Source organism: Kitasatospora sp. NPDC056181 (assembly GCF_042266225.1).
In the GTDB taxonomy this organism is placed as follows: Bacteria; Actinomycetota; Actinomycetes; order Streptomycetales; family Streptomycetaceae; genus Kitasatospora.
In genome coordinates this window covers 1-8031 of sequence record NZ_JBHJUK010000249.1, presented here as the reverse complement: position 1 = coordinate 8031, position 8031 = coordinate 1, and the positions used below count along the sequence as shown (strand labels likewise).

Here is an 8031-nt window from a genome sequence, read left to right as displayed (position 1 = left end):
GGCGAGAAGGTCCTCGCCGCCCAGGGCCCCGGCGCCTGGCCCGTCTGCTCCGTCAAGGCCGGCCTCACCAAGTAACACCCCCCGCACCCCACCCCCGGTGCCACCACGACCACGCCGCTGCACCCCACCGACCCACCACGGGCCCGGAACGGTACAGCGGCGTCGTGGCATTTCCCGACCCGAAGAGGGACATTTCCCGACCCGCCGACGTCACGCGGCGAGCCGGACAGCCGGACAGCCGGACAGCCGGCCGGAGTCAGCCGATCGTCGCCCTCCACACGACCTCGCCGTCGCACCACCGGTCGGTGGGAGCGAGACCGGCCGCGGTGGCGACGGCGGCGGAGGCCCGGTGGTCGGGGTGGATGTGGGCGATGACCGTGTGCACCGGGTGCTCCCGGAGCCAGCCGACGAGCCCCCGTGCGGCCTCGGTCGCGATGCCGCGCCCCTGCCACGGGGTGCCCACCACCCAGGCGATCTCCGCGGTGGCCCCACGGTCGTCGGCGGTGACGGTCGCCTGGAGGGTGCCGGCCGCGCAGGCCTCGTCGCGGAGCCGGATCATCCAGTTGCACCAGGACTCGGAGGGGTCGGGCGAGCCGGCCTCCCAGCGCTCGTAGCGGGCCCGCAGGGCCTCGGCGGTCTCCGGGGCGCCGCCGATGAAGGTGTGCAGGCCGGGGTCGGACAGCACGGTGGCCATCTCCCCGGCGTGCTCGACCGCGAGCGGCAGCAGGGTCAGGCGGTCGGTGTGAATGGCCTCGGGCCGGAGAGTGGTCATGCGACCTCCTGGTCGGTACGGGAGACGGGCACGCCGGGCCGGGCGGGCGGTCGGGCGGGACCAGCAGAACCGGACCGGGCAAGGAGCAGGCCCGGGGGCGGCCACCGGCGCCTAGCCTGCCACAGAACTTGCCTAAGCATTTTAGGCGAGAGCATGATCGGTGCAGGCAGAGGAGCAGCAGCAGCGGAAGGGCACACGATGGCCAGATCAGGAGTGACCACGGAGCGGCTGACCCGGGCCGGCGCGGAGCTCGCCGACGAGGTCGGCTTCGCGCAGGTGACCGTGTCCGAACTCGCCAGGCGGTTCGACGTCAAGGTGGCGAGCCTGTACTCGCACGTGAAGAGCTCCCACGACCTCAGGACCAGGATCGCCCTGTTCGCTCTGGAGGAGCTCGCCGACCGGGCCGCCGACGCCCTGGCCGGGCGGGCCGGCAAGGACGCCCTGGCCGCCTTCGCCGACGCCTACCGCGGTTACGCACGGCAGCACCCCGGGCGCTACGCCGCCACGCAGTACCGGCTCGACCCCGGTGACGCGGCGGCGAGCGCCGGGGTCCGGCACGCCCAGATGACCCGGGCGATCCTGCGCGGCTACGACCTGGCCGAGCCGGACCAGACCCATGCCGTCAGGATGCTCGGCGGTGTCTTCCACGGCTACGCCAGCCTGGAGCTGGGCGGGAGCTTCAGTCACACCGCCGTCGACCCGCAGGAGTCCTGGGACTGGGTGGTCGACTCCCTCGACTCCATGCTGCGGGCCCGCGCCGCACACTGAGGCAAGTGCCTGGCGATCGCCGACGGGAGCACGGCCGAGGCCGCCAGCGCCATCCAGTACTCGTGCGGCAGTTGGAACGACCACTACTGGAAGGCCATCCCCCAATAGGACCGGTCACCAGGTGCCGGTAGCCGACGCAGGTGCCGGTAGCCGGTAGCCGACGCAGGTGCCGGCACCGGCAACCACGCCGCCGCCTACGCGTCCTCCACCTCCAGGCCGTAGGCGACGACGGCCTGCCGCAGCCCGCCCGGGTAGCCGGCGAGGGCAGGGGTGAAGTCCCAGTCCCCGGCGGCGTCGCGGTCGAAGCGCCCCAGCCGCATCGCGGTGTTGGCCGCGGCGCCGTCCGCCAGGTGCGCCACGGCCGGGTCCTGGTCGGCGCCGGCTTCGAGGATCAGTGCCGGTCCGGCGAACCCGGCCATGGTCGCGGCCGGGTGGTTCTCGGTGTCGGCCGCGGCGACGATCACGAGCCGGTCGGCGTCGGCGGGAAGGGCCTCGAAGTCGACCATCAGGCAGGCGTTGGCGTCACCGTAGCCGGTGACCAGCCGCACCGAGCCGTCCGGCGTCGAGCAGTTGTTGTAGAACACCAGGTGCTCGTCCGACATCGCCCGGTTCCCCTGGCACACCAGGGCGGCGATGTCGTACTCCTCCTCACCGGTCCAGTGGAGGAGGAGCCGGGCGGGCTCGGCGGCGACCTCGATCTCGGGCAGGTCGTCGCCGATGGCGGCCTGGGCCCCGTCCTGGGCGGCCTCGAACACCTCGTGGAACCCGTGGTGCTTCAGCAGGCCGACCAGCTCGGCGCCGTTGATCAGAGTGATCGGCTTGCCGGCGACGAACTGGTGCGAACTCGGACCGAACCTGCTGGTCGTCACGAGAACGGCCTTCGTCGCCGCGCCGTCGTGCTGGAGCGTGCCGTACAGGTCCCGTACGGCCGACGGCGTCACCGTGTCCCGGTACCGCTTCACCTGGACGATCACGTTTCCGCCGCGGAAGGGGTCCGTGTCGATCCCCCGCACGTCCACGCCGCCGTCCCGTGAACGGGACGTCAGCTCGACCTTCATACCCATGGCCTCCATCAACCGGGCGATGAGCTGCTCGAACCCGACCGGGTCCATCGCCAGCAGCAGCTGGAGCTCACGGACCCGCTTCGCCATCCGGCCACGGTTCGCAGTGGTGTCATCGCGAAGGTGGCGGAACAGCATGCGCTGCGCGCGACGCTCGTCGGTGTCGGGGTTGCCGAGGCGGTGGAGCTTCCTGCTCCGGGACATGTGGTGCTCCCTTGGACGTGACTGGTCGACGGGCAGCCGTCACGTTAGGGGACCCACCCACGCCCCGTCAGTCGTGTGTCACAAATGAGACTTTCGGGAGCGAGTGCACACCAAGGGGCCGGGCCTCACGGGCATGGTGCGCCACCGGACCGACCGCGACTTGTCGCAGCCGTGCCGGTCGCCCCGGCCCGTCGTCTGCACGTCTGCGGGGACCCGCCCGGGCTCGCGCCACCCTCGCGGAACGGGCGGCGGAGGGCCGTACGGCGTCCCGCCCCCGCCGCCGGCATGCGGTCCCCGGCCCACCGTCAGCCGACGCTGCGGTAGGCCTCGGCCCAGCCGCCCGCGGTGTGGTCGCCGCGGGTGAAGACGGCGGCGCCGGTGCGGCCGGTGGCCGGGTCGTCCGGGCCGGGGACCGGGTACGGGAGCTCGACGGGCGTGCCGGTGCCGGTGTGGCGGGCGGTGGCGGCGCCGTTCCAGGTGAGGACGGTGGCGCCGCGCGGGGCCTGTACCTCCGCGTGGCCGGTGTGCAGGGTGATCGTGGTGCGGGTGGCCCGGGCGGCGAGCAGGCCGTGGTACTCCTCGGCGGACAGCCGGCAGGTGCTGGGCGGCGTGGTGCCGGACCAGTCCGGGGCGTCGACACCGCGGGCCCGGGCCGCCTTCCACATGTCCGGGACGAGGGCGGTGGTGTGGGCGGGGGTGGCCATCTGCTCGCACATCCACAGCAGCCGGCCGGCGCCGCGGCGGGGCCCGAGGGAGCGCCAGCGGATGCGCTGGGCGAGGTCGGCGGCAACGGTGGCGATCCACGGGTGGACGGTGCCCAGGTGGCCCTGGGCGCCCAGCCAGGCGAGGTAGCGCTGCGCCTCGTCCAACACGGGGGTCATCGAGTCGGTGGGGATGCCCAGGACGTAGGCGCTACGGCCGCGGAACGCCTGGGGGCTGTGGGCGACCAGCAGCAGGACCGCGCGGGCGAGGTCGCCGGCCACGGGCTTGGTGTCCTCCACTGCCTCCTCCCCCGGCTCCCCGGGGGTGTCGGGGCGGCCGAGGGTGCGCAGCACGTGGAACAGCGCCTGCTTGGCCCGTTCGGTGAAGGGGGCCTGTTCGAGTCCGGGGAGGTGGGTGGCCAGGGTCGAGATGAGGGCGTTCTCGGCGTTCTCGGGGTCGTCCGGGACGGGCAGTGCGTGGGCGGCCTCGGCGAGGCCGGCGGCGAGTTCGGCCTCGACCATGAAGCGGCTGGTGAGCTTGCCGAGTTCGGTGGCGGCCAGCCCGGCGTCGCCGTCGGCGGGGTCGGTGCGGCCGAGGTAGCCGGCGGCGGTGAGGAACTCGGTGGCGTCATGCAGCGGGTCGAAGGGGTGCTGTCCCTGGTGGAAGGCGAAGGTGCGGGTCCACCACTGTTCGGCCTGGGTGAGGGTGGCGATCCGGCCCTGTACGGCCTCGGCGAGCAGGTGGTCGGAGAGCCGGTCGCGGATGCGGGAGGTGACGGTGTATCCGGCGGCCAGCCGTGCCTGCCAGTGGTGGCGCTCTCCGGGGGCGGTGAGCAGGTGGGCGAAGCCCTCGCGTTCGCCGGCGCCGATCCGGCCGGCCCGGCCGAACATCTGCTGGACCATGGAGACCTCGATCCGGTCGAGGCCGATCTGGGTGTCCCGGACGATCACGGCCCGCGCGGGCAGGTTGACGCCTGCGGCGACGGTTGAGGTGGCCACCAGGACATCGGCCCGGCGGGTCCGGAACGCCTGTTCGGCCTCCCGCTTGAACGGCCAGTCCCGGTAGTGGAGTTGCACTCCGGCCTTGCTGCACAGGCGCTCCACCAGGTCGACGTCGTCCGCGTCGGCGCCGGTCGTGTCGACGCCGCGGTCGTGGGCCACGGCGAGCGCGGTGGTGCGCACCGAGCGTTTGCTGCCGCAGAACACCAGCACGCTGCCGCCGTCGGCGGTGTGCCGACGGGCCAGCCGGACGGCCTCCCGGGTGCGGGTCTGGTTGCGGGTGGCCCAGTCGGGGGCGTCCGCGTCCGGGGGCAGCGCGGGGAGCTGCCAGGTCAGCCGGGTGGGCCGCCAGGGGGAGCGGATCAGGCGGGCGCCCAGCCAGGCGGCGGTCTCCTCGGCGTTGGCCACGGTGGCGGACAGTCCGACGATCCGCACCCGGGCGGCGTCCTCCCGCACCCGGGCGAGGAGGGCCTCCAGGACCGGGCCGCGGACGGGGTCGCCGAGCAGGTGGATCTCGTCGACGACCAGGCAGCCGACCTCGGCGAGGGCGGCGCGCAGTGAGCTGGTGCGGCAGATCGCCTCGAACTTCTCGGTGGTGGCCACCCAGAGGTCGGCGTCGCGGATCAGGTCGGTGTCGACGGCCGCCTCGCCGGTCAGCCGGACCACCCGGCGGCCGGCCCGGCGCCAGGCGTCGAGATCGCGGTCGAGCTCGTCGGTCAGCGAGCGCTGCGGGACGAGCCAGGCGGCCTTGCGGCCGCGTTCGCAGGCGGTGAGCGCGGCGACCACGCCGATCGCGGTCTTGCCCGCCCCGGTGGGGGCGACCACCATGACGTGCCCGTCGCCGTCCAGCAGGGCCGGGACGGCGGCGCTCTGGACCGGGTTGAAGGTGGGGTGCGGCAGCAGCTCGGCCCATTGTTCGGGCACCAGCTCGTGGACCGGCACGAACGTGTCCGCGTCGTCGGCGGGCAGGTCGTCGAGGGCGTCCCACTGGGCGGCGAACGCGTCCCGGGCCGCGTGGGCGGCGGGGCCCGCGGCCGGGGTGACGGTGCCGGCCGGCCAGGCCACCAGGTCGGTGGGCCCGCCGAGGTCCGAGACGGTGGCCACGAGCTCGGCCTCGGCCCAGTGTGCGGCGCGGCGCACCTGTACGCCGAGGGCGGTCAGTTCACCGCCCAGTGCGTCGAAGTCCTCGCCGGCCGGGAGGATGACCCGGGCGTCGTCGGCGGCGCGCAGGGCGGCTTCGGGCAGTGGCCGGGCGGGGTCGGTGAGCTTGCCCCACCAGAGCGCGCGGGTCTCCGGCTGCGTGGGCCGGGGCAGGTCCTCGGGCCAGTCGGGGGCGGGGTTCGGGCGGGCCGGGAAGCCGGGCGGGCGCCAGGGCGTGACCGGTGTGACGGTCACGGCCGGTCCGCCGCCCTCCGGACAGGGACCGGGTTCCAGGCCCGCGAGGATCCGGGCGGCGGTGCGCGTGGTCATGGTCCGCTGGGCGGGCACCGGAGCGGGCGCGGCGCCGGCCGGGCGCAGCAGCTTGTCGTAGGTCTTCACCCCCAGGTCGGCGAGGGTGTAGGCGCGCGGGCAGGTCGGACAGACCACGGCCACGTACCGGTACTGGCGCCCGCCGGACTCGTACGGGCGGCGCAACGAGTGCAGCGGCTCGCCGCAGTCCGGGCACGGGCGGGGTACCTGCTCCTGGTAGCTCCAGCCCGGTTCCGTGAAGCGCAGCAGCAGGCCCTCGGTGGGGAGGGCGCTCCCCCAGCGCTGTTCGACCAGTTGAGGGACGGTCGGCCCAGTGGTTTCGGTGTCCGGTTCGTGCACGACGGCCACTCTCTCAGCAGGCCGGCCTCCGGCGCAGGGATTTCCCGCGACCGCCCGCCCGCGTGGGCGGCTCCGGGCCGTCGTGCGGGACCGGGGCGGGCCGTCGTGCGGGACCGGGGCTGGGCGTCTGCGGGGCCGGGGCGGGCTCGCGCGGCGCGCCGGATCGGGCGGGGGCGGGGATGATCGGAGGACGGCGGCCGGCGCTCCCCGGGCAGGCCGGTGCCCCCTGGCAGACGGGGGCTGGGAGTTCGGCGCGGTCGCACGGGAGGACCGAATGGGCCACGACAAGGGGCGCCCGGTGCGGCGCGCCACCCCCGAGGAGCGGGCCGCGGAGGGCCGTGCGGCGCGCCGTACGGCGCCGCGTTCCGCCCACGCCGAGTACCGGCCGGGCCCGGACCGGCCCGATCCGCTGGCGATCCTGGAGGCCCAGTCCGCGCTGCGCGTACCGGAGCTGGTGCCGATCCGGTACGGACGGATGACCGAGTCCCCGTTCCGGTTCTACCGGGGTGCGGCCGCGATCATGGCGTCCGATCTCGCGGGGACCCCCGACTCGGGTGTCCGGGTTCAGCTGTGCGGTGACGCCCACATGCTGAACTTCCGGCTGCTCGCCTCGCCGGAGCGGCGGCTGGTCTTCGACATCAACGACTTCGACGAGACGCTGCCGGGCCCCTGGGAGTGGGACGTGAAGCGGTTGTCGTCCAGCCTGGTGATCGCGGGCAGGGCGAACGACTTCGACGAGTCGGTGCGTGCGGACATCGTCGCCGCGACGGTCCGCTCCTACCGGGAGGCGATGTGGCGGTTCGCCGAGATGCGCAACCTGGACGTCTGGTACGCGCAGCTGGACTCGGAGCGCCTGCAGGAGATGGCGGTGGGCCGGGTGTCCAAACGGGCGCGTCATGAGCTCGACGTGGCGATGTCGAAGGCGCGCACCCGCGACAGCCTCCAGGCCTTCGAGAAGCTCACCGAGGTGGTGGACGGCCGGCGGCGGATCGCCGCCGATCCGCCGTTGCTGGTCCCGATCGCCGACTTCCTGCCGGACATCGAGCGGACGTCCCTGATGGCGCAGTTCCACGACCTCGTCGAGCGTTACGCACACACCCTGCCGTCCGACCGGCGCGCCCTGCTCAGCGGATTCCAGCTGGTGGACGTGGCCCGCAAGGTGGTCGGTGTCGGCAGCGTCGGCACCCGGTGCTGGATCTTCCTGATGCTCGGCCGGGACTCCGAGGACCCGCTGTTCCTCCAGGCCAAGGAGGCCGGCTCCTCGGTGCTGGCAGCGCACGTCGGTGCGAGCCGGTACCGCAACCAGGGTGAACGGGTGGTCTCCGGCCAGCGGCTGATGCAGGCCACCAGTGACATCTTCCTCGGCTGGGAGCGGGTCGAGGGGATCGACGGCAAGACCCGGGACTTCTACGTCCGCCAGCTCCGCGACTGGAAGGGCATCGCGGTGGCCGAGAACATGGTGCCGCGCGGCATGCTGGCCTTCGGCGAGCTGTGCGGCGCCACGCTGGCCCGGGCGCACGCGCGGTCCGGGGACCGCATCGCGATCGCCTCCTACCTCGGGAAGGGGGACGCGTTCGACCGGGCCCTGGTGCGGTTCGCGGAGGCGTACGCCGACCAGAACGAACGGGACCACGCGGCTCTGGTCGAGGCGGTCCGCATGGGCCGGCTCCCGTCCGAAGCGGGCTGAGCCCGCGCCGTGCGGCCGCCCTCGCGAGGC

At 74.2% G+C, this 8031-nt stretch carries 5 protein-coding genes; 2 read left to right on the top strand and 3 right to left on the bottom strand.

The window, feature by feature from the left end; all coding sequences use genetic code 11:
* Window positions 1–256: 256 nt before the first annotated feature.
* Complete coding sequence (locus tag ACFC1F_RS41845) at window positions 257–772, bottom strand: GNAT family N-acetyltransferase (protein ID WP_376166891.1); 516 nt, start codon at window positions 770–772, stop codon at window positions 257–259.
* Between the two features lie 198 nt (window positions 773–970).
* Here ACFC1F_RS41845 and ACFC1F_RS41840 point away from each other — a divergent pair, with 198 nt between their 5' ends.
* Window positions 971–1540 carry a TetR/AcrR family transcriptional regulator gene (locus ACFC1F_RS41840; protein ID WP_209415944.1) on the top strand — a complete coding sequence of 190 codons (570 nt, stop codon included), beginning with the start codon at window positions 971–973 and terminating at the stop codon, window positions 1538–1540.
* Between the two features lie 194 nt (window positions 1541–1734).
* Here the strand turns inward: ACFC1F_RS41840 and ACFC1F_RS41835 are convergent, their stop codons facing one another.
* Window positions 1735–2805, bottom strand: a complete 1071-nt coding sequence (locus ACFC1F_RS41835) for a restriction endonuclease (RefSeq protein ID WP_376166888.1) — start codon at window positions 2803–2805, stop codon at window positions 1735–1737.
* Window positions 2806–3110: 305 nt separating this feature from the next.
* Window positions 3111–6314, bottom strand: coding sequence for a DEAD/DEAH box helicase (locus tag ACFC1F_RS41830; protein ID WP_376166886.1), 3204 nt, complete (start codon window positions 6312–6314; stop codon window positions 3111–3113).
* 274 nt (window positions 6315–6588) lie between these two features.
* On the opposite strand from ACFC1F_RS41830, the gene ACFC1F_RS41825 reads away from it, so the two are divergent.
* Entirely contained in the window at window positions 6589–8001 is a 1413-nt protein-coding gene (locus ACFC1F_RS41825) for a DUF2252 domain-containing protein (protein WP_376166884.1), read from the top strand.
* The last annotated feature ends 30 nt before the right edge of the window (window positions 8002–8031 follow it).